Below are 19,518 nucleotides of genomic sequence, written 5' to 3' on the forward strand. Positions count from 1 at the left end.
TCGTATTTTTTCGTTTAGGGGCGATTAAGACGGAAGGCTCACGCAAAAACCTTTTATTCTGCGGCGCAGAAACCGCAAACCATGCGGCGATCGGAGTTGAAAAAACGAACATAAGCGAAGATAATTCGGGGAAAAGGAACGCCCATGGCCCAGACATTCCGCCAGCCCGAGATCCTCGAAATCGCCCGCAAGGAAGGCAAGGTCATTGTCGAAGACCTGGCCGTGCGCTTCAACGTCACGGTTCAGACGATCCGCCGCGATCTCGCCGAACTGGCCGAAACCGGGCAGTTGGAGCGTGTCCACGGAGGGGCCATCCTGTCTTCGGGGGTGGCCAATATCGGCTATGAAGAACGTCGCGGCCTCAACGCCGAGGCCAAGGCCGACATCGCACGCCGCTGCGCCCGCGACATCCCGGAGAACACCTCGCTTTTTCTCAACATCGGCACCAGCACCGAGGCCGTGGCGCGTGAGCTCCTGCATCACCGCAACATGCTGGTGGTCACGAACAACATGAACGTGGCAAATATCCTCGTGGCGAACCCGGATTGCGAAATTCTCGTGGCCGGGGGTACGCTGCGCCGCGCGGACGGGGGGCTGGTGGGCAACCTGACCGCGGAAACCATCCGCCAGTTCAAGTTCGACCTCGCGGTGATCGGATGTTCGGCCATCGACGAAGATGGCGACATGCTGGATTTCGACATCCAGGAGGTCAATGTCAGCCGCACCATCCTGCGTCAGTCACGGCGCGCTTTCCTCGTCGCGGACAGTTCAAAGTTCCAGCGCACGGCGCCGGCGCGTATCGGCGCCCTGTCGGAACTGGACGGCTTCTACACGGACCGCCCACCGCCCGCCACCGTGGCCCGGCGTTGCGCGGATTGGGGGTTGCACGTGGCAACCCCCTGATCTCACCCCGCGTCCAGAAGGCTTTTCAGATCGAAGGCCGCACGCATCAGGCTGTGCGTATACTCCTGCTGCGGGGCATCGAAGATCTGCGCGGTCGGGCCCTCTTCAACGATCTTCCCCTCCTTCATCACCATGACATAGTCCGACATGGCGCGCACCACGGCCAGGTCATGACTTATGAAGATGTAGGAAAGCGCGTGCTCCTCCTGCAGGCCGCGCAAAAGATCGATGACCTGCTTCTGCACCGAACGGTCCAGCGCGGACGTGGGCTCGTCCAGCACGATCACCCTTGGGCGCAGGACAACCGCACGGGCGATGGCGATGCGCTGACGTTGCCCGCCCGAAAACTCGTGCGGGAACCGGTTGCGCATCGCACCGCTCAACCCGACATCTTCCAGCGCCTGCGCGGCACGGGCGGCACGCTCCTTGCGCGTGAGGCCGGGCTCATGCACCAGAAGGCCTTCGGTAACGATTTCGCTGACCGTCATTCGCGGAGAGAGCGATCCGTACGGGTCCTGGAACACCATTTGCAGCCCGTCACGATGCTGTTTCATGGCCTGCCGGGTCAGGCCGTTGATGTCGCGGCCCAGGTAGATCACGCGCCCCGCCGCAGGCAAAAGCTGCAAAAGACCCCGCCCCAGCGTGGATTTACCCGAGCCGGACTCCCCCACCACCCCGATGGTCTGCTTCTCCCGCAGGGTCAGATCGACGCCCTTGACGGCTTTGAACAGGTTGGATTTACTTAAAAAACCGCCGGGCTTGCCGAAGGTGATCTCCACGTCCTGCCCTTGCAGCAGCACCGGCGCGCTGTCTGGCACCGGGGGCTTCTCCCCCTCCGGTTCGGCAGCCAGCAGCATGCGCGTGTAATCGGTCGCGGGGGCATGGAAGATGCGGGCGGTCGGCCCGTCTTCCTCCAGCCGACCCTGACGCATCACGTATACACGGTCGGCGAAGGCCTCGACGATCCCGAGGTCATGGGTAATGAACAGGATCGACATGCCCAGCTTGCGCTGCAACTCCGCCAGCAGGCGCAGGATTTCGGCCTGGATGGTCACGTCCAGCGCGGTGGTGGGCTCGTCCGCGATCAGCAGATCCGGATCGTTGGCCAGCGCCATCGCGATCATCACCCGCTGGCGCTGCCCCCCGGACATCTCGTAGGGGTAGGATTTCATTCGCCTCTCGGGATCGGGGATTCGGACGAGGCGGAGAAGCTCCAGAACCCGCGCGGAGGCCTGCGCCCGCGTCAGCCCGCCATGCACGCGCAGCGGCTCCGAGAGCTGATCCTCGATCGTGTACAACGGATCGAGCGAGGTCATCGGCTCCTGGAAGATCATGGTGATCTTGGCCCCGCGCAGCTTGTTCAACTGGCCGGGAGGCAGGTTCAGGATGTTCTGGCCCCGATAGCGCACCGCCCCCACGGCCCGCCCGTTGGAGGCCAGAAGCCCCATCGCGGCCATCATGATCTGGCTTTTGCCAGAGCCGCTTTCCCCCACCACGGCAACGGTTTCCCCCCGGTCGACATGGAGCGAGACACCGCGCACGGCCTCCACCTTCCCATCGGGCGTGTCGAAGGTCACATGAATGTCGTCCACCTCGAATACACGGTCCTGATTGGTCTGGTCAGTCATCTCAGCGGTCCTTCGGATCAAGCGCGTCACGCAGCCCGTCGCCCAGGAAGTTCAGCGCAAACAGCAAGATGGTCATCGTCACCGCCGGAAAGAACAGCATGAAAGGCGCGTTGCGCATGTTCTTCGCCCCTTCCGAAATCAGCACCCCCAGCGATGTCAGCGGTTCCTGCACACCAAGCCCGAGAAAGGAGAGAAAACTTTCCAGAAGGATCACCTTGGGGATCAGCAGCGTCATGTAGATGATGACCGTTCCCAGCGTGTTGGGAACGATGTGGCGGCGAATGATCGCGCCGCTCGAAACGCCCAGGGCTTCGGCAGCCTGCACGAATTCGCGCCGGCGCAAGGACAAGGTCTGCCCGCGCACGATCCGGGCCATGTCCAGCCACTCCACCGCGCCCACGGCCAAAAACATCAAAACCAGGTTGCGCCCGAAAAACACCACCAGCAGGATCACGAAGAACACGAAGGGCAGCGAGTAAAGGATATCCACGAAGCGCATCATCAGGTTGTCGATGCGCCCGCCCAGAAACCCCGCCGTGGCGCCGTAGGCGACCCCGATCACCAGCGCCACAGCCGTGGCCAGCGCGCCGATCATCAACGAAATGCGCAGGCTGATGAGGATACGCGCCAGCAGGTCGCGCCCGTTCGCATCCGTCCCCATCAGGAAGTAAAGTTGCTGCACCTCGGCGGTAACGGTCGCGGTTTTTCCATCCGCCGACAGTTCGGCAACCTGCGCGCCGGAAAAGATGTCGGACCGCTCCAGGTAGCGCGCCAGGCGCGGGTCGATTTCACGCGCGGAAGAGATCGGGATATGGACCGTGCCGTTTTCCACGACGATTTCCCCCATTTCCACGCGGGCACGGCTCAGGGCGCGCTCAGCGGCGGGAATGACCTGCTCAGCCTGCGGATAGGGCGCCAGGCTGGGCCGGACCTTGACGAATTCCGGATAGACCTGGGAATAGGAATGGGGGGCCAGCGGCGGCCCGAAGATCGCCAGAACCCCCAGCAATGCCAGAACGAAGATCGACGCCATCGCCGCCCGGTTGCGGCGCAGGCGCATCATTGCGGTCGCCCAGAGCGAGCGCCCCCCGACCGCGGCGTCTGTGAATGCGGTATCAGTCATAGCGGACCCTCGGGTCGAGAACGGCGTACAGGAGATCGACGATCAGGTTGAAAACAACTACGAAAGTGGCCACGATCACCACCGTTCCCATCACCAGCGTGTAATCGCGGTTCAGCGCCCCGTTCACGAAATAGCGCCCGATGCCGGGCAGGTTGAACACCTGCTCCACCACGATGGACCCTGTCAGCAGCGCCGCCGCCGCCGGCCCCATGTAACTGACCGCAGGCAGGATCGCCGCGCGCAGGGCATGCTTGACCACGACCATCCGGGCCGGCAACCCGTAAGCCCGCGCCGTCCGCACATGGTCGGAGCGCAGCGCCTCGATCATCGAGCCCCGGATCAGCCGCGCCACGATCGCCACCTGAGGCAGCGCCAGCGCGATCACCGGCAAAAGCATCTGGTTCCAGTCGCCCCAGCCCTGGGCGGGCAACCAGCCCAGCATGACCGCGAAAACCAGCGACAGGACCGGAGCCACCACGAAATTGGGCACCGTGATTCCGAAAGTCGCCACCGCGATCACCGCGAAATCCGTGCGCGAGTTCTGCCGCAGCGCCGCGACCGTGCCCAGCGCCGACCCCACCACCAGCGCCAGCACCAGCGCCGTGGCGCCGAGCTGCATCGAGACCGGCAGGCCCTCGGCCAGGATCTCATGCACACGCATGTCGCGATAGATGAAGGACGGCCCCATATCGCCGCGGAGCAGATTGCCAAGATACATGGCGTATTGCTCCCACAGGGGTTTATCCAGACCGAAGGTGCGGTTGAGGTTCTCCATCACCGTCGCCTCCAGCGTACGCTCCTGGTCGAAGGGGCCGCCGGGGGCAACGCGCATCATGAAGAATGCGGCCGTGACGATCAGGAAGATGGTGGGAACAGCGCCAAGCAAGCGTCTTATGGCGTAGCTGAACATCGGGCCTCCACGAGGTGGGGGTGGCGCTTGCGCCACCGCCCCGTTCAAAAGAAGGGCGGCATGGTCACCACGCCGCCCGGTGCCGGATCACTCCGACAGGCTCATGTACCGGGTGGCATGCACATTCTGGATGTTGTCCTCCCAACCGGAAAGGTTAGGCGACACCAGCGACTTGGACGTGTAATACACCAGCGGCAGGAAGGGCAGATCCCGCATGAACATGGCCTCGGCCTGTTGCAGCAGGCCGGCCCGCTTGTCGAGATCCGTCTCCCTGGCGGCCTGATCCATCAGCGCGTCATAGTCGGGGTTCTCGTAACGCGCGTAGTTGAAGCCGGTATTGTCGGATTCGACCATGAACAGGAAGTTCTGCGGATCCGAGTAATCTCCGATCCAGCCCGCGCGGGCGACGTCGAAATCGCCCCGGTCGCGCAAATGCGCATAATGGGCCGAGGCATCGCGCACGTTGAACTCCACCTTCACGCCAAGGTTGGCCCACATGTCCGCGATCGCGGTGGCGACGGCTTTGTGGTTTTCACTGATGTTGTACATGATCTCGAGCGTATGCGGCGTCTGCGGGGTCACGCCCTTGCCGGCAAGGATTTCCGCGGCCATGTCCTCACGGTCCAGCATCGACATGGAGAAATAGTCCACCTCGGGCGAACCGGCGTAGTTGCCGATCCCCGGCGGGACAAAGCTGACCGCGGGCAGCATGGTGCCCTGCCAGATCTCGTCGGCCAGGAACTCCCGGTCGATCGCCATCGACAGCGCGCGCCGCACGTCGGGGTCGGACAGGAACTCATCCTCATGGTTGAGCGCGTAGTAGTAGGTGCCCAGGTAGGGCACGATGCGCGTCCCCTCGCCGTGGGCTTCCTTGAGACGCGCGATATCTTCGGCCGGCAGGTCGGAACAGGAATGCACCTCCCCCGCCTCCCAGGCCCGCACGCAGGTCGCGCGTTCCTCGAAGGGCAGATAGTGGACCGTGTCGATGGCCACGTTCGCGGCATCGTGGAAGTTGGGGTTCCTGGTCAACTCGATCTTGTCGTTGAGCGTGTTCGACACCAGCATGTAAGCCCCGTTGGAAACCATCGTGCCGGGCTGCACGAAATCGGCACCGGCGGCCTCCACGGTGGCGGGGTGGACCGGCAGGCCGGTCTGGTGGGTCAGCAACTCAAGGAAAAACGGCGTGGACGCCTCCAGCGTGATTTCCAAAGTCTTGTCGTCGAGCGCCCGGACACCAAGATCCTCGGGCGGCATCTCGTCCTTGTTCACCGCCTCGCCGTTCTTGATGGGATACAGGATGTTGGCATATTTCGCCCCGGTCGCCGGTGTCATGATGCGGCGCAGAGAGTAGACGAAATCCTCCGCCGTCAGGTCATCGCCGTTGGACCATTTCGCGTCGGCCCGCAGGACAAAGGTGTAAACCGTGCCGTCTTCGCTGATCTCCCAGCTTTCGGCCGCGCCGGGCACGACATTGGCCTTGGTGTCATACACCACCAGCCCCTCATAAAGGTCCCGCAGGATGTGGGCTTCGGCCACGGTCGAGGTCTTGTGCTGGTCCAGCGTTTCGGGGTTGCCGTCATTGCCACGCATGTAGGGGGCGGCGGATGCCGCGCCGGCCAGACCGGCCAGAATGGTCGCTGCCATCAGGGCCCGCTTGGTGGACTGGATGAACATGGGTCTCTCCCTGGAAAATGAGATGATGGGAAAGGCTGCCCCACCGACCCAGTGTTTTGCAAGCGTCCTGGCGATGCGCAAGCATGTAACTTCGCGGCACTTTCCGGCTACGCAATTTTGTTACATAACCATTGATCGGACTTTTTGAATTGTCTCCATATGACCCTGAAATCGAACCGGGCGACAACTTGCCGCAGACCCTGCGGGGAAAGGCCCGCAATTTCCCCCACCGGATTTTTGCCAATTCACAATCCCGCCCGCCCCTTGCCAACTGCGCCCGTGACCGGTTCCCCGCGGGGATCAAAAGGGAACGCGCGCAAGCATGGCGGCCCCAAACGCCGGGTTTGGCGCAAGATACACATAGGGTTCGATGAAAAAACACTGGAGGTCCGGGCCGTCGATGACACGACCAGCAACGTCGGCGACGCGCCGATGCTGCCGGAATTGCTCGACCAAATCCCGTCCGATCAGGACATTGGGTCAGTGACTGCCGACGGAGCATACGACACGCGCAAATGCCACGATGCCATTGCCGCCCGTGGTGCTCATGCTGTCATACCACCGCGCAAAAACGCCAAACCGTGGAAACCTACCAGCCCCGGCGCCATCGCCCGTAACGATGCGGTCAATGCCTCGCGCTATCTCGGGCGATCCATCTGGAAGCGGTGGGGCGGATACCGCCGCCGGAGCCGCGTCGAGAGCAAGATGCATTATATGAAACGGCTGGGCCAATCTTCGATGGCGCGGGACTTCGACCGGCAGGTCGCAAATATCCAAATCCGCGTCGCCGTGCTCAATCGCGACACTGCCCCTGACATTCCTGTCACAGAGCCTGTCGGATAAGTCCGACCGGGGAAAGGGAAACTGCGCTCACACACGGATTTGTGCAACAAAGCCATTCCAGAACCCCGATGACATGCTCTTCTGTCCCGCCGTCGCAGAGGGCATCGCCTTCGGCCCCCTCAACCTCGGCAAATCCGGGGCCGAGGCGCAGGCCATCGTCGAAAATGGGGCCGGGCTTTTACGCCGTCCCCCCTGTACAACCGGGTTACACACCACCTGTCCGGCGGGGAAAACCGGCTGGTCATCCTTGCCGCCGTTCTGGCGATGGCACCGGAGGTGCTGATCCTCGACGAACGGACCAACGCGCTGACCACGAAAACGAAGACAGACTGAGCGAGAGACTCCACATCCTTCCACAGGCGATGGTGCTGATAAGCCATGACGCCGCCTTCCACGCGCGCCACACCGTCCGAAGCCTGATACGGAAAAACGGTCAGCCTTCCTGACGGCGCAACAGGTAGATATCCATGATCCAGCCGTGGCGTGCCCGCGCCGCGGCCCGGGCCTCAAGAATACGGGGGCCGGTTTGCGCCAACGGACCGGAAAACAGAATTTCTTCGGCCATACCAAGATAAGCGCCCCACCAGATCTTTATGCCCTCGGGCGGAAGGGTCCGAAACGCACAGTCACCGTCCAGCATGACGACCGCCGTATCCGCCCCCTCGGGCCAGCCTTCATCGCGCAACCTGCGCCCGGTGGTAATGACCACCGGCGCGCCAATCGCATTGAGCGGGATGCAATGCGCCGCGCAAAGCGCCTGGATCGCGGTGATCCCCGGCACCACGCGCAAGCGCGGCACGGGCGACAACCGGCGGGCAATCCGCAGGGAACTGTCATAAAGCGACGGATCGCCCCAGATCAGCAACGCCACCTTTCGCGGAGCGCCCGCCCCGGAGATGGTCTCCGCCCAGACATGGGCGATGGCGTCGTGCCAGGCCTCCACCCCCTGCCGGTAGTCGCCGCCGGCATCGCGCACAGGCAGGTTGAATTCCACGATGCGCGGGGCGGTCTGCCCCAACACCTGCGCGCAAACATGACGGCGCAGGTCGGCCAGATCGGCTTTCGCCGCCCCCTTGCGGGGGATCAGGATCAGATCCGCCGAGCGCAGGGCCTTGCGCCCTTCGCCGGTGATATGGTCCGGGTTGCCGGTGCCAATGCCAACCAGGGTCAGATCAACCATCGCGCGCCTCCGCCAGCGCCCCATAAAGGATCAGCCCCGGCTGCGGTCCCGGCGGGGTTGCCGCCAGTTCCGCCGCCAGTTCCGCCACGGTCGCCCGCCGGAGCGTCTGCTCCGGGGTGGAAACCGCCTCGGCCAGCAGCGCGGGCGTGGCGCCTGGCAGGCCGCGCGCCATCAGCCGTTCGGCAAGGGCGGCAAAGGTACGCCGCCCCATATACACCACGGTCGTCGCGTGCGGGTCGGCCAGGGCGTCCAGGTTGATGTCCTTCGGCAGGCCGCCGGTCACGTCATGCCCGGTCACGAACTGGACCCGCCGCGCGGTCAGCCGCCGGGTCAGCGGGATCCCCGCCGCCGCAGCAGCGGCACTGGCCGACGTGACCCCGGGAACGATCTCATACCCGATCCCGGCGGCTTCAAGCGCGGTGATTTCCTCTTCCAGCCTGCCAAACAACCCCGAATCCCCGGATTTCAGCCGGACCACACGCTGCCCCGTTCGGGCATACTCCACCAGCAGCCGGCTGACATGGTCCTGCCGGGGCGAAGGCCGCCCGGCCCGCTTGCCGACCCCGACCAGATCCGCGCCCGTGCGCACATGGGACAGGATCGGCCCCGAGGACAGATCATCGAACAGCACCGCATCCGCCGATTTCAGGCGGTCCACCGCCTTGAGGGTCAAGAGATCCGGGTCGCCGGGACCGGAACTGACGAAACTGACAAAGCCGCTCATGGGGCCTCCGCAATCAGATGAAAGAAACTGCCCGTGACCCGCCCCCGGACAGAACCGGTCTCGGCCACCGGTCGCCCACCGGCATCGGTCACCTCGGCCAGCGGTGCATCGGGCTGATCCAGGATGGTGGAATAGTGGAACTCATGCCCCAAAAGACGACTGCCGGGGGCGTGGCCGGGAACCGCGTTCAGCACCCGCGCACGCCGATAGCCAAGGTGCAGGCGCCGCGCGGCATAGCTGGTGACAAGACCCAGGAGACCGACCATCCGGTGGCGCGTGCCGGCTTCATCCACCAGCCCCGTCCCCAGCACCATATAGCCGCCACATTCCCCATGCACAGGCCGGGTTTCGGCATGGCGGTGCATTCCGGTCCGGAATGTCTGCGCTGCGGCCAGACGCCCGGCGTGCAATTCCGGGTAGCCGCCGGGCAACCACACGAGGTCGGCCCGCGGGTCCGGGGCCTCATCGGCCAGCGGCGAAAAGGGCAGGATCTCTGCCCCCGCCGCGCGCCAGCCCTTCAGAAGATGGGGGTAGGTAAAGGAAAAGGCGGCATCCCGGGCCAGCGCGATCCGCTGCGCCGGGGGGGCGGGCAACGGGCCTGGCACAGGCACGCGCCCCACCCGCGCGGCGGCACGCAGGGTATCCAGATCCACGTGATCGCGCATCAACGCGCCCAGGTCCGCGATGATGCGCGCGGCCTCGGCATGCTCCTGGACCTGCACGAGGCCAAGGTGCCGTTCAGGCAGAGACAACCCGGCATCGCGCGGCACCTCCCCCAGAACCTTCAGGTGCAGCCGCGCCATTTCCGCCCGGACCATCGCCGCGTGTTTTGCCCCGGCCACACGGTTCAGGATCACCCCGGCCAGTGCCGGTGCCTGCGGGTGGGTGGCAAAACCCAGCGCCGTCGCTGCCGCCGATTGGGCCTGCCCGCCCACATCCAGTACCAGGACCACGGGCCAGCCGAACCGCCGGGCGATCTCGGCGGTACTGCCGGTGCCGCTGACGCCTTCGGTCATGCTGCCATCAAAAAGACCCATCGCACCCTCGACGATCGCAAGATCGGCCCCCTGCGCGCAGGCGACGATGGCGTCCAGCATCGCGCCCCCCATCGCCCAGCCATCGAGATTGAACGACTCCCGCCCGGCCGCCAGCCTGTGAAAGGCCGGATCAATATAATCCGGTCCGTTCTTGAAGGGCTGCACCGCAAGACCCGCATCACAAAGCGCCCGCATCAGCCCCAGCGCGACGGTCGTCTTGCCCTGCCCCGAGCCGGGGGCGGCGATCACAAGCCCGGCAGGCTCAGCCATTGCGCCCCCCCTCGGCGCGTTGGGGGCGGAAGCGCCGGTCGTAATCGGTGGAATAGAGGCAACTTTCCTCGAACCCCTGCTGCCCCAGCGCGGGGCCGACAAGGATCAGCGCGGTGCGCTCGATCTCCTCGGGGACGGACACGGTGCCAAGGGTTGCGCGCAGGATCTTCTGGTCGGGCCAGCTTGCACGATAGACGACCGCCACCGGGCAGTCCGCCCCGTAATGGGGGGCCAGTTCCGCCACCACCCGCGCAAGGTTGTGGATGGACAAATGAACCGCCAGCGTCGCCCCCGTGGCGGCGAAATTGGCCAGGCTCTCCCCCTCCGGCATTGAGGACGCCCGCCCCGGCGTACGGGTCAGGACAACCGACTGCGCCAGCCCCGGCAGCGTCAGTTCCGCCCCCAGTGCAGCGGCGGCGGCAGCAAAGGATGGCACACCGGGCGTGACCGAAACGGGGATGCCTTCCGCCCGCAAGCGGCGGATCTGCTCCCCCATCGCGGACCAGACCGAGACATCCCCCGAATGCAGGCGCGCGATATCCTGCCCCGCATCATGCGCAGCGCGGCATTCTGCGACGATCGCGTCAAGGTCAAGCGGCGCGGTGTTCACGATACGCGCTCCGGGCGGGCAATGGGCCAGAATGCCCTCGGGCACCAGGGACCCGGCGTAAAGACATACCGGGCAGGATGCAATCAGGTCGCGCCCGCGCAAGGTCAAAAGATCGGCAGCGCCCGGACCGGCGCCGATGAAGTGAACGGTCATGTCCTGTCTCCGGTTGCGATGGCACAGGCGGCCATCCGGTCGGTCGATATCTGTCTTGGCATCTTCAGCCGCGCACCGGGGCCCGCACCGGCCAGCGCGGCGGCCTCGGCCACGCTGCCGGTGCCACGGGCGCGCTGTACACGCGGGGCCTGCGTGCAGGTGGATTGTGCCGCCAGAGCCCCCTGGGAAACCCGCACCACCGGCAGGGCCAGCGCACGGGCAAAGGCCATGAAACACGGGGCCGAGGCCTTGTCCACGGGCGCGGCCAGCGCCGTCAGCCCGGCGACTCCACCCGCCTGCTCCAGCGCGTCGTGCAGACTGGCCGCGGTTGCCGCCGCCCGGAATCCGAATCCCGCCACCCTCAAAGCGTTACACTCCATTGCACCACCGGAAAGGCCGCGCGCCAGCCACGCTTGCGGCCAAGGGGGGCGGCCTCGGCCAGGTCCACCCGCAGAAGATGTCCCCCTCTCTCGGCCTGTCCCCGCGCCAGAAGCGCCTCGGCTTCCAGCGTCACGCCATTGGCGACAAGCCGCGTCCCCGAAGACAGGCGCCCCCACAGCCAATCCAGCATCTCTTGCGAAACTCCACCGCCGATGAATACGGCATCGGGCAGATCCAGCCCTTCCAGCGCCTCCGGCGCGCGCCCTTCTATAACGCGCAGCCGATCCTGCCCCAGCGCCCTGGCATTTTCCACGATCCGCGCCGCACGGATGGGGTCCGGTTCCACCGCTGTCGCGGAATTGGCCGGATGGCAGGCCAGCCACTCGATCCCGACAGAGCCAGACCCGCCGCCGATATCCCACAGCGCCTCTCCCGCGCGGGGGGCAAGGGCCGAAAGCGTCAGCGCCCGCATCGGGCGCTTGGTGATCTGGCCGTCATGGTCGAAAAGGGCGTCAGGCCAACCGCTGGCACAGGGCAACCCCGCCCCCCCGGCACATTCCAGCCCGACACATACCGGATGAAGAATATCTTTGAAATTCAGCGTTGCGGCCGTGGTCTCACGCAAACGCTCCCGCGGGCCGCCCAGGGCCTCCATGACCCACAGGGGGCTGTCGCCAAAGCCCAGAGCGCACATATACGCAGCCAGATCCGCCACCGCCGCCCCATCGCGCAACAGCACGATGACCCGTTGCCCCGGCACAAGATGCGGGCGCACCCGCTCCAGCGGTGCGGCGTGCAGGCCAACACAGGCCGTACGCTCCAACGGCCAGCCCAGCCGCGCGGCGGCCCATGAAAACACCGACGGCCCCGGCAACGCCCGCCATTCCCCCGGCGCAAGGTGGCGGGCGATGACCCGGCCCGCACCGAACCAGAACGGATCGCCCGAAGCCAGCACCACCACCTTGTACCCCCGCAGCGCCAACAGTCGGGGCAGCCCATCGGCAAAAGGCACCGGCCACTCAACGGGTTCTGCGCTCAGCCCCGGCAAAAGCGCCAGATGCCGGGGCGGCCCCATGACAAATTCCGCAGCCTCCAGCGCATGACGACTTGCGGCGGGCAGGCCGTCCGGGCCATCTTCGCCCAGCCCGATGATCGTCAGCCACGGAATCTCAGCCATGCAGCCCAACCTTCTGATCCTTGGCGGCACGACAGAAGCCACCGCACTGGCCCATGAGGTCGCCGCGCGCGGGGTTCCGGCCACGCTGTCCTTTGCGGGCCGGGTGGAACGGCCCAAGCCCCAGCCCATCCCGGTGCGGGTGGGCGGATTTGGCGGCGTGGACGGGCTGGCCACCTATCTCCTCCGGCACAGGATAACCCACCTGATCGACGCCACCCACCCCTTTGCCGCACGGATAAGTCGCAACGCAGTGGCCGCCTGCGCGCAAGCCGGCGTGCCAATGGCGGCGCTGTCCCGCCCGGCATGGGACGAAACCGCCACGGACCGCTGGCAACATGTGCCGGACATCCCCGCCGCGGTCACCGCGCTGGCGGGCACCGCACGCCGGGTTTTCCTGGCCTTGGGCCGGATGCACCTGGCGGCCTTTGCCACCCGCCCGCAGCATTTCTACCTGCTGCGCCTTGTCGATACCCCCGCCAGCCCACCGCCCCTGCCCGAACACGTGGTCATCGTGTCGCGCGGGCCATTCACTGTCGGGGACGATACCGCCCTGATGCGCCGGTACGGCATCGACCTGATCGTATCGAAGAATGCCGGCGGCTCCGGCGCGCGGGCAAAGATCGAGGCCGCACGGGCGCTGAGCCTGCCGGTCCTGATGATCGACCGCCCCGCCCTGCCCGAGCGGACCGAGTTGCACAGCCCGGCACAGGTTTTCACGTGGCTGGCTCATTCCGGGGCAAATCTCGGCGTGTAGACAATGGGGGTGCCGTCGCGGGCAATGATCCGCGTGCGTGAAGACCCAACCAGAACCACGGTGCGCATGTCCGCCATGTCGGGCGCAGCCTGCGGCAGGGGAACGACACGCAGCGTTTCCTCCGGCGTGCTGACGGCACGGGCAAAGATCACCGGGCGGTCGTCGGCACATTCCGCGCGCAACACCTCCAGTGCACGGGTGAACCCTTCCGGGCGCGCGCGGGAACGCGGGTTATAGAACGCCATTGCGAAATCGGCCTGCGCGGCCAGGCGCAACCGCTTTTCGATCAGCGCCCAGGGCTTGAGGTTGTCGCTGAGATTGATCGCACAGAAATCATGACCCAGCGGGGCACCCGCCCTGGCCGCTGCGGCCAGCATCGCGGTGATGCCCGGCAGTACCCGGATATCAAGGTCGCGCCACGCCGGCGGGCCGACCTCCACGGCCTCGAACACCGCCGAAGCCATGGCAAACACCCCCGGATCCCCCGAAGACACAACCACGACACGCCCCCCCGCCCGGGCCATTTCAAGGGCGTGGCGGGCCCGGTCCAACTCCACCCGGTTGTCGCTGGCGTGCAGGGTCAGGCCGGGGCGTTCGGCCACGCGGGCGACATAGGGAATATAGCCCACCACATCGGTGGCCCGCGCCAGCGCGGCGCGCACCTCCGGCGTGACAAGCTCTTCCGCGCCGGGGCCAAGCCCGGCAATAACGATCCATCCGCTCATGGCCTGCGTCCCTGCCCATGCACCACAACGATCGAGAAATAGGGCGTCTTGTTCCCCGGAAAATTCCGCAGGGGCAGCACGGCCTGCTCCGGCATCGCGGCGTTCTGCACAAGCCACGCGTCCTCCAGGCGCCCTGCGGCCTCCAACACCCGGCGCAGCTTGTTCAGATGGGCAGTGATCTTCATGAAAACCAGCGCGTCCGCCCCGGCAATCCCCCGTGCCAGAGCCTCCTCGGGCAAAGTGGCGGGCAATACGCTCAGCACATCGTCGCCCCAGGTCACAGGCTGACCCGTGGCAGTCCAGGCCGCCGACATGCCGGTAATGCCGGGCACCACCTCCACCCGAACAGCACCATGCAGCCGGGTGTAGAGATGCATGAACGACCCGTAGAAGAACGGGTCCCCCTCACACAGGACCACGACATCCTCACCCGCCTCTGCCAGGGCACGCAACCGGGCGCTGCAATCGGCATAAAAGGCGGACAACACCTTGTTATACTGCGGGTCGTCAAAAGGGATTTCCGTCGTGACGGGGTATTCCATGGGGATCTCGGCCGCCTCACCGGGGATCAGCCCCTCCACGATGCGCCGCGCCTGACCTTCCCGGCCCGCCTTGCGGAAATAGGCCACGTGCCGCGCCTGCCCCAGAAGCCGGGCGGCGCGCAGGCTCATCAGGTCCGGATCCCCCGGACCGAGACCGAGACCATGGATCGTGCCCATGTCTACTCCCTCCGGCTGGCGATGGCGTTGATCGCGGCCACGGTGATGGCGCTGCCCCCCAGACGGCCTGCGACAATGCAGCAGGGCACGGGCTGCGCCTGCCAGAGCGCCGCCTTGGACTCCATCGCCCCGACAAACCCAACCGGGCAACCGATAATGCCCGCCGGGCGCGGGCAGGCCGGATCTTCCAACATGTTCAACAGGTGGAAAAGCGCCGTCGGCGCATTGCCGATGGCCACCAGCGCGCCGGCCAGATGCGGTCGCCACAACTCCAGCGCCGCGGCAGAGCGGGTGTTGCCCATCCGGGCGGCCCGCTGCACGACATCCTCCGCCTGAAGGGTGCAGATCACGCGGTTCTCCGCGGGCAGGCGAGATCGCGTGACCCCTTCGGATACCATCCGCGCATCGCACAGAATCGGCGCCCCCCCTTCCAGCGCCGCGCGGGTACGGGCCACGAAACCAGGCGAAAAGCGAATATGCGGAGCAAGCTCCACCATGCCGGCGGCATGTATCATCCGCACCGCGACCTGTTCCTCATCGGCGTCAAAGCGGGCCAGATCGGATTCGGCGCGGATGGTGGCGAAAGACCGCTTGTAAATCGCAGCCCCGTCTTTTTCATATTCATACGGCATGGCAGGCTCTTTTTCACCGGGGGCACGCGGCGTCAAGCGCGGACAGGGTCCGATCCCAGCGCCGCCGCGATGGAATTGCGTCTTGTCTGCCAAATACCCCCGCGATGCAAGGCGTCAAACCGCGCGCGCATCGCGGCACAGGCCGCCGGGTTGGTCTCTTGCAGCAAGGCCAGCGTATCTTGCAGGAAGGCCAGCGTATCCGGAGTGCCCGGCGTGGCGTCGAAATACGCATCGAACAGGTGACCGGGGACGACATGGGCAAGCTGCGCGAACGCGGCGAGATGCTCCAGCGTCGCCGCAATCTCCGCCGCACCGCGAAAGCCATGGCGCTTCATTCCGGCGATCCAGCCGGGATTGGCGGCCCGGGCACGCACCACGCGGGCGATTTCCTGCGTCAGCGTCCGGGCGCGGGGACGGGCCGGATCGGTGTTGTCCCCAGGTGATGGAGCAGGGCACGCCCGCCGGTCAGTGCCTGCGCGGCCTCACCGGGGTCGTTCGCGATGAAGGGGTAAACCACCCCGGCAGATCCCCGGTCAGCGCCTCGGGCCAGCAGAGGCCGGACAACACGACGGCCTTGCCCGGCGACCATTCCAGCGTGCCATGCACCCCATATGGACCAGCGCGTCCACCACCTGCGACCGCAACCACAGGTAAAACGCGACATAGCCGTGGCGCGGCGGGGGTAAAATGTCGCGATATTCCGCATCGTGCATAGGGGGCTGGCGCGCTCCGGTTGCAGGTCCGCTGCCGTCAGGCAGGCGCGGTAAAAGGTCAGCACCACGCGCACATCCACCCTGCTTCCGCGGGTTTCGATGACGGGCACCCGGCGGGGGAGTCTTGCGGCGATGGCGGCGCGCGCGGGCCACACCCCAACCCCGGCCAGGTCAGGCTCGCTCAACAGCACGATATCCGCACAGGAAAGCTGATCCTCGAAGACCTCGGAAAGCGGCGTCTCGTGATCAGGGCTGTCATCGGCGGCGCGCCGGATTTCCGGCGCCGCGCGGGCGGGGGCGAACCGACCCGCTGCCACGGCCTCCGCGTCGGCCAGTGCGATCATTCCGTCAATCGTGATGCGGGCGCGGGTCAAGTGCCATCAGCGCCTCGATGGTCGGGGTGAAATCCTCGGCCACGGTGCAGCAGATACAACCATTCGCCAGTTCCATGATGTTTTCCGCCGATCATCCGGGAGAGGAACAGGATTTCAGGATCTCTCCGTCCACACCGGCATCGCCGAATTCGTTTGCCCCCACCGCAAGGCGCCTGGCTTGCAGGGTTTGTATCAGGTGGCGAATGCGGGTCGTCTCCCAACCCTCAAAACCCGGCAATCACGGTTACAGGCAGCTTGGTCAGGTCGCTCATGCCAATCCCCCCGCTTGGGGGCAAGGGCAGATGGCGGGCCTTGGGCCGGATCCGTCACCGGAACACCCCGCCCGGTTTAACGTCGTGGCGCTGGCAGGTCTCCCGCTTGCGGATTTCAGGGGGGCCTGTCAGCATCCCGGCCTTCCCGGCTTTTCGGCCAGTGGCACGGGCTCCTCACCGGTTACGGCCGCGGGGGCGGCTGCGGTCTGCATTCCCTTTCCGCCTGTCTGCGACAACAGGCACCAGAGGGGGCGACATGCGCCACCGCGCACGGGATTGTCAAGGCTGACGGTGCGCCCGCTCCGCCCTGTTGCGCAGAAGCGCGACAGCCCGGTACCCCCCGTGCGAAAGCTTGCCAAACGGCACCCCCAGCCCCAGCCCCAGCACACTGCCCAGATGCAGCGCCAGCAAAAGCCCCATCGCGGCCGTGTCGCGGAACGTCAGCAATGCCAGCCCGCTGGCCGCAACGGTGCCCAGAGCCCGGCGCGCCCCCCGATCCGCTGCCTCCTGGGCAGGCGCAGCCGGGGCGCGGTCAGCCCGGCCGCGCAGCCAGCCAAGACCGACAACCCCCGCCAGCATACCAGCCCCTCCCAGCGCCCCCAGAAGGACCGGCGGGCTAAACATCGGGTAAGGCGCGGACTGGCCGGCGGCATGCAGCCCGCCGGCCCAAAGCGTCGCCAGAAAGGTCAGCCCGAATCCATAGGCCAGCGCATGATGGGCCCATCGCCGCGCACGACCGGTCGTACCGTGCCGGGTTTCACAGTCCCCAAGGTTGCGCAGGCTGGCCACATCCCACAGCGCCCACAGAATCGCGCGCGGGCCAAGGCGCACCTGCGGCCCCCGCCCCGCGCGCCAGAACCGCCACACCCGCCACGTCAGCCCCGCCGCCGCACCGCCAAGGGCCAGCCCCGCCAACCCCGACATCACACCATGGGGAATCACGCGGTAAAACGCGCCCGGCCCCTGATGGGCGGAGAACAGCACCTCTGCCGGGATCAGCCCCAGCACCAATAACGGCAGGCCCAGTGTGCAGGCCAGGAAAACCCTCCACGGCATGGATGCCCCCCCCCCGTATTCGACCATCCGCACCGCAGAGAGCGTCTGCGGTACGTTCACGGCGAAATCGTGGGGGGGCACGTACTGACAATCATAAAAACATGACCGGCAATCGTGGCACAGATGTGCAAGATGGCGGATGTCGCCCCTGGCCAGACCTTCGCGCAGTTGCGCCGCCGGAAAGACATCGCACAGCCCGGAACAGAAGCCGCAGGTGTTACAGATATTGAGCACGCGGGCGGCCTCCTCCAGCGGGTCGCCCGCAGGCGGGGGCGAGGCGGGAAAAGCGGGCCGGGGCAGGCGCGGGGCCACGCCCGTCGCGCCGGCATCGGCTGCGGCACGACCCGCGCGCCGCCCGAACACCCCCGCGATCGCCAGCGCCGCACCGGAGACGTACCCCTCCCCCAGAACGGCCGGGGCCATCAGCGCCCCCGCCGCGAACAAGCGCGGACACGACTCTCCAAAGGCAGTCTCGACCCGACCGTCGCTGTCCACGGCGACGCCATGGCGGGAAAACGCCGCGCCGGGCCGCATCGGAAAAGCCGCAAACGGCGGCCGCAGGAGCGGCGGTGCCGGCGCTGTGTGCGGCGGATCGGGCGGCGCCCCCTCCTGCACCGCGCGGTTATATTCCGTCACGGTCCGGGCAAGACCCTGCGGATCGATCCCGCACAGACCGGCCAGGGCCCGGAGCGTTTCGGCGCGCAGCGGCGGATAAAGAAGCGGCGGCAGGCGCGCCGCCCCGTCCGCATCCAGAACCAGCCAGGCGGCGCCGTCCCCCCGCGCGGCAAGGATCTGCCCCCACCGGGAAAACCGCGCGGGGGTCAGCGTCGCACCCTCGTCCTGGAAACGTGCCCCGTCACATCCGACGACTATTCCCATCGCCATGCCATCCATCCGACTGACGATCCCGGCATCGTCCTGCGGTGCACGGGCATCCACGGCCACCAGATGTGCCTGTCCCGGCGAGCCGATCTCTGCCGCGCCATGCTCCACAAGCCAGGCCAGAAGCTCCCCCCGCTGAAAAGGCGTTCCCCGATTTGCGACGCCCTGCGGCAACGCCGCCCCGCAGGCCAGCACTACCGCCCCCGCACGCACCGGCCACGGGCCGCGCGGGGATCGCGCCGCAAGCTCCAGGGGGGTATCCTGCACCATCGCGGCCGCGGGCAGGTCCGTCAGGCGGGTATCATAGGCGACCTGAACCCCCAAGGCCTCCGCCCGGGCGTACAACGCGTTTACCATCGCCTGCCCGCCGCCGCGCAGGAACATCGTCTTGCGGGAATAAGGCAGGTTGCCAGCGGACCACGGCTCGAATCGTATGCCCTGACCGGCCATCCAGTGGCCCAGGTCAGCCGAATCCTGCACCACCTGTCGGGCCAGGGCCGGGCGCGGCGGGGCCAGCCCTGACAGGTCGGCAAGATACTCTTCGACCGGGTAGCTGCCGCGCTGAAACGGGGTCTGGGCCGCGTTCGCCAGACGGATATTTCGGGAATGGCGGGCGTTTCCACCGCGCGCCACGGGCGGGGCGGCTTCCAGAAGCAGAACCGACGCCCCCTGAAGGCGCGTCTCTATCGCGGCGGCAAGACCTGCAAAGCCACCGCCGGCCACCACAACATCCGCACAGGCAGGAGTGTCAAACCCGGTCATGCCATCATCGCCCTCC

At 66.5% G+C, this 19,518-nt stretch carries 17 protein-coding genes, 3 pseudogenes and 1 riboswitch; of the genes and pseudogenes, 4 read left to right on the forward strand and 16 right to left on the reverse strand.

Annotation, left to right across the window (positions count from 1 at the left end; translation table 11 throughout):
- The first annotated feature begins 144 nt into the window (after positions 1 to 144).
- On the forward strand, positions 145 to 903 hold the full coding sequence (locus C8N32_RS09625; protein ID WP_107892777.1) for a DeoR/GlpR family DNA-binding transcription regulator: 759 nt from the start codon (positions 145 to 147) through the stop codon (positions 901 to 903).
- 2 nt (positions 904 to 905) lie between these two features.
- Here the strand turns inward: C8N32_RS09625 and C8N32_RS09630 are convergent, their stop codons facing one another.
- The 4 genes from C8N32_RS09630 to C8N32_RS09645 all read right to left on the reverse strand — a co-directional run bounded on the left by C8N32_RS09630 (position 906) and on the right by C8N32_RS09645 (position 6,238).
- The gene (locus C8N32_RS09630) at positions 906 to 2,531 is read right to left on the reverse strand and encodes an ABC transporter ATP-binding protein (RefSeq protein WP_107892778.1); all 1,626 of its coding nucleotides are present in this window, start codon (positions 2,529 to 2,531) and stop codon (positions 906 to 908) included.
- Between the two features lies 1 nt (position 2,532).
- The gene (locus C8N32_RS09635; protein ID WP_107892779.1) at positions 2,533 to 3,654 is read right to left on the reverse strand and encodes an ABC transporter permease; all 1,122 of its coding nucleotides are present in this window, start codon (positions 3,652 to 3,654) and stop codon (positions 2,533 to 2,535) included.
- Entirely contained in the window at positions 3,647 to 4,564 is a 918-nt protein-coding gene (gene oppB / locus C8N32_RS09640; RefSeq protein ID WP_107892780.1) for an oligopeptide ABC transporter permease OppB, read from the reverse strand. Before oppB ends, C8N32_RS09635 begins: the two co-directional genes overlap by 8 nt.
- A gap of 87 nt (positions 4,565 to 4,651) precedes the next feature.
- The gene (locus C8N32_RS09645) at positions 4,652 to 6,238 is read right to left on the reverse strand and encodes a peptide ABC transporter substrate-binding protein (RefSeq protein WP_107892781.1); all 1,587 of its coding nucleotides are present in this window, start codon (positions 6,236 to 6,238) and stop codon (positions 4,652 to 4,654) included.
- A 237-nt stretch (positions 6,239 to 6,475) separates the two neighbouring features.
- Between C8N32_RS09645 and C8N32_RS09650 the strand changes: the two are divergent.
- A pseudogene (locus C8N32_RS09650) lies at positions 6,476 to 7,081 on the forward strand (IS5 family transposase); the annotation flags it as partial.
- Between the two features lie 243 nt (positions 7,082 to 7,324).
- Positions 7,325 to 7,414 carry a hypothetical protein gene (locus C8N32_RS15520; protein WP_338110840.1) on the forward strand — a complete coding sequence of 30 codons (90 nt, stop codon included), beginning with the start codon at positions 7,325 to 7,327 and terminating at the stop codon, positions 7,412 to 7,414.
- A gap of 100 nt (positions 7,415 to 7,514) precedes the next feature.
- Here C8N32_RS15520 and cobF read toward each other — a convergent pair whose 3' ends face one another.
- The 6 genes from cobF to cbiE are packed head-to-tail and all read right to left on the reverse strand — an operon-like array spanning position 7,515 to position 12,613.
- A complete protein-coding gene (gene cobF, locus C8N32_RS09660) occupies positions 7,515 to 8,261 on the reverse strand; it encodes a precorrin-6A synthase (deacetylating) (protein ID WP_107892782.1) in 747 nt (248 codons plus the stop codon).
- Positions 8,254 to 8,985: a uroporphyrinogen-III C-methyltransferase gene (gene cobA / locus C8N32_RS09665; RefSeq protein ID WP_107892783.1), complete on the reverse strand. Its 732-nt coding sequence runs from the start codon at positions 8,983 to 8,985 to the stop codon at positions 8,254 to 8,256. The genes cobF and cobA overlap by 8 nt, the downstream gene beginning before the upstream one ends.
- Entirely contained in the window at positions 8,982 to 10,292 is a 1,311-nt protein-coding gene (locus tag C8N32_RS09670) for a cobyrinic acid a,c-diamide synthase CobB (protein WP_107892784.1), read from the reverse strand. The genes cobA and C8N32_RS09670 overlap by 4 nt, the downstream gene beginning before the upstream one ends.
- On the reverse strand, positions 10,285 to 11,055 hold the full coding sequence (gene cobM, locus C8N32_RS09675) for a precorrin-4 C(11)-methyltransferase (RefSeq protein ID WP_107892785.1): 771 nt from the start codon (positions 11,053 to 11,055) through the stop codon (positions 10,285 to 10,287). Before cobM ends, C8N32_RS09670 begins: the two co-directional genes overlap by 8 nt.
- Positions 11,052 to 11,414: a cobalamin biosynthesis protein gene (locus tag C8N32_RS09680; RefSeq protein WP_342352790.1), complete on the reverse strand. Its 363-nt coding sequence runs from the start codon at positions 11,412 to 11,414 to the stop codon at positions 11,052 to 11,054. Before C8N32_RS09680 ends, cobM begins: the two co-directional genes overlap by 4 nt.
- 2 nt (positions 11,415 to 11,416) lie before the next feature.
- Positions 11,417 to 12,613: a precorrin-6y C5,15-methyltransferase (decarboxylating) subunit CbiE gene (cbiE, locus tag C8N32_RS09685; RefSeq protein WP_107892787.1), complete on the reverse strand. Its 1,197-nt coding sequence runs from the start codon at positions 12,611 to 12,613 to the stop codon at positions 11,417 to 11,419.
- Between cbiE and C8N32_RS09690 the strand changes: the two genes are divergently transcribed.
- Positions 12,612 to 13,367 carry a cobalt-precorrin-6A reductase gene (locus C8N32_RS09690; protein ID WP_107892788.1) on the forward strand — a complete coding sequence of 252 codons (756 nt, stop codon included), beginning with the start codon at positions 12,612 to 12,614 and terminating at the stop codon, positions 13,365 to 13,367. The two genes, cbiE and C8N32_RS09690, sit on opposite strands and share 2 nt — an antisense overlap.
- Here the strand turns inward: C8N32_RS09690 and cobJ are convergent.
- The 6 genes and pseudogenes from cobJ to tcuA form a co-directional block, all read right to left on the reverse strand.
- A complete protein-coding gene (gene cobJ, locus C8N32_RS09695; protein WP_107892789.1) occupies positions 13,340 to 14,092 on the reverse strand; it encodes a precorrin-3B C(17)-methyltransferase in 753 nt (250 codons plus the stop codon). The genes C8N32_RS09690 and cobJ overlap by 28 nt on opposite strands.
- Entirely contained in the window at positions 14,089 to 14,811 is a 723-nt protein-coding gene (gene cobI, locus C8N32_RS09700) for a precorrin-2 C(20)-methyltransferase (RefSeq protein ID WP_107892790.1), read from the reverse strand. Before cobI ends, cobJ begins: the two co-directional genes overlap by 4 nt.
- A gap of 2 nt (positions 14,812 to 14,813) precedes the next feature.
- Positions 14,814 to 15,443 (reverse strand): precorrin-8X methylmutase, encoded by a 630-nt coding sequence (locus tag C8N32_RS09705; protein WP_107892791.1) that lies wholly within the window; start codon positions 15,441 to 15,443, stop codon positions 14,814 to 14,816.
- Positions 15,444 to 15,475: 32 nt separating this feature from the next.
- Positions 15,476 to 15,924 (reverse strand): annotated as a pseudogene (locus C8N32_RS14960) (cobaltochelatase subunit CobN); the annotation flags it as partial.
- A 249-nt stretch (positions 15,925 to 16,173) separates the two neighbouring features.
- Positions 16,174 to 16,802 (reverse strand): annotated as a pseudogene (locus C8N32_RS15325) (GTP-binding protein); the annotation flags it as partial.
- A gap of 75 nt (positions 16,803 to 16,877) precedes the next feature.
- Positions 16,878 to 17,064, reverse strand: a riboswitch (cobalamin riboswitch).
- A gap of 17 nt (positions 17,065 to 17,081) precedes the next feature.
- Positions 17,082 to 19,502 carry an FAD-dependent tricarballylate dehydrogenase TcuA gene (gene tcuA, locus C8N32_RS14855; protein ID WP_146159700.1) on the reverse strand — a complete coding sequence of 807 codons (2,421 nt, stop codon included), beginning with the start codon at positions 19,500 to 19,502 and terminating at the stop codon, positions 17,082 to 17,084.
- Positions 19,503 to 19,518 lie beyond the last annotated feature (16 nt).

This window comes from Rhodovulum imhoffii (genome assembly GCF_003046545.1).
Classification (GTDB): Bacteria; Pseudomonadota; Alphaproteobacteria; order Rhodobacterales; family Rhodobacteraceae; genus Rhodovulum; species Rhodovulum imhoffii.

Coding starts and splice junctions, on each gene's coding strand:
- oppB (WP_107892780.1), bottom strand. CDS start 4,564: ATGTTCAGCTACGCCATAAGACGCTTGCTTGGCGCTGTTCCCACCATC.
- cobF (WP_107892782.1), bottom strand. CDS start 8,261: ATGGTTGATCTGACCCTGGTTGGCATTGGCACCGGCAACCCGGACCAT.
- C8N32_RS09705 (WP_107892791.1), bottom strand. CDS start 15,443: ATGCCGTATGAATATGAAAAAGACGGGGCTGCGATTTACAAGCGGTCT.
- cbiE (WP_107892787.1), bottom strand. CDS start 12,613: ATGGCTGAGATTCCGTGGCTGACGATCATCGGGCTGGGCGAAGATGGC.
- cobJ (WP_107892789.1), bottom strand. CDS start 14,092: ATGAGCGGATGGATCGTTATTGCCGGGCTTGGCCCCGGCGCGGAAGAG.
- C8N32_RS09645 (WP_107892781.1), bottom strand. CDS start 6,238: ATGTTCATCCAGTCCACCAAGCGGGCCCTGATGGCAGCGACCATTCTG.
- cobA (WP_107892783.1), bottom strand. CDS start 8,985: ATGAGCGGCTTTGTCAGTTTCGTCAGTTCCGGTCCCGGCGACCCGGAT.
- C8N32_RS09670 (WP_107892784.1), bottom strand. CDS start 10,292: ATGGCTGAGCCTGCCGGGCTTGTGATCGCCGCCCCCGGCTCGGGGCAG.
- cobI (WP_107892790.1), bottom strand. CDS start 14,811: ATGGGCACGATCCATGGTCTCGGTCTCGGTCCGGGGGATCCGGACCTG.
- C8N32_RS09690 (WP_107892788.1), top strand. CDS start 12,612: ATGCAGCCCAACCTTCTGATCCTTGGCGGCACGACAGAAGCCACCGCA.
- C8N32_RS09635 (WP_107892779.1), bottom strand. CDS start 3,654: ATGACTGATACCGCATTCACAGACGCCGCGGTCGGGGGGCGCTCGCTC.
- cobM (WP_107892785.1), bottom strand. CDS start 11,055: ATGACCGTTCACTTCATCGGCGCCGGTCCGGGCGCTGCCGATCTTTTG.
- C8N32_RS09625 (WP_107892777.1), top strand. CDS start 145: ATGGCCCAGACATTCCGCCAGCCCGAGATCCTCGAAATCGCCCGCAAG.
- tcuA (WP_146159700.1), bottom strand. CDS start 19,502: ATGACCGGGTTTGACACTCCTGCCTGTGCGGATGTTGTGGTGGCCGGC.
- C8N32_RS09630 (WP_107892778.1), bottom strand. CDS start 2,531: ATGACTGACCAGACCAATCAGGACCGTGTATTCGAGGTGGACGACATT.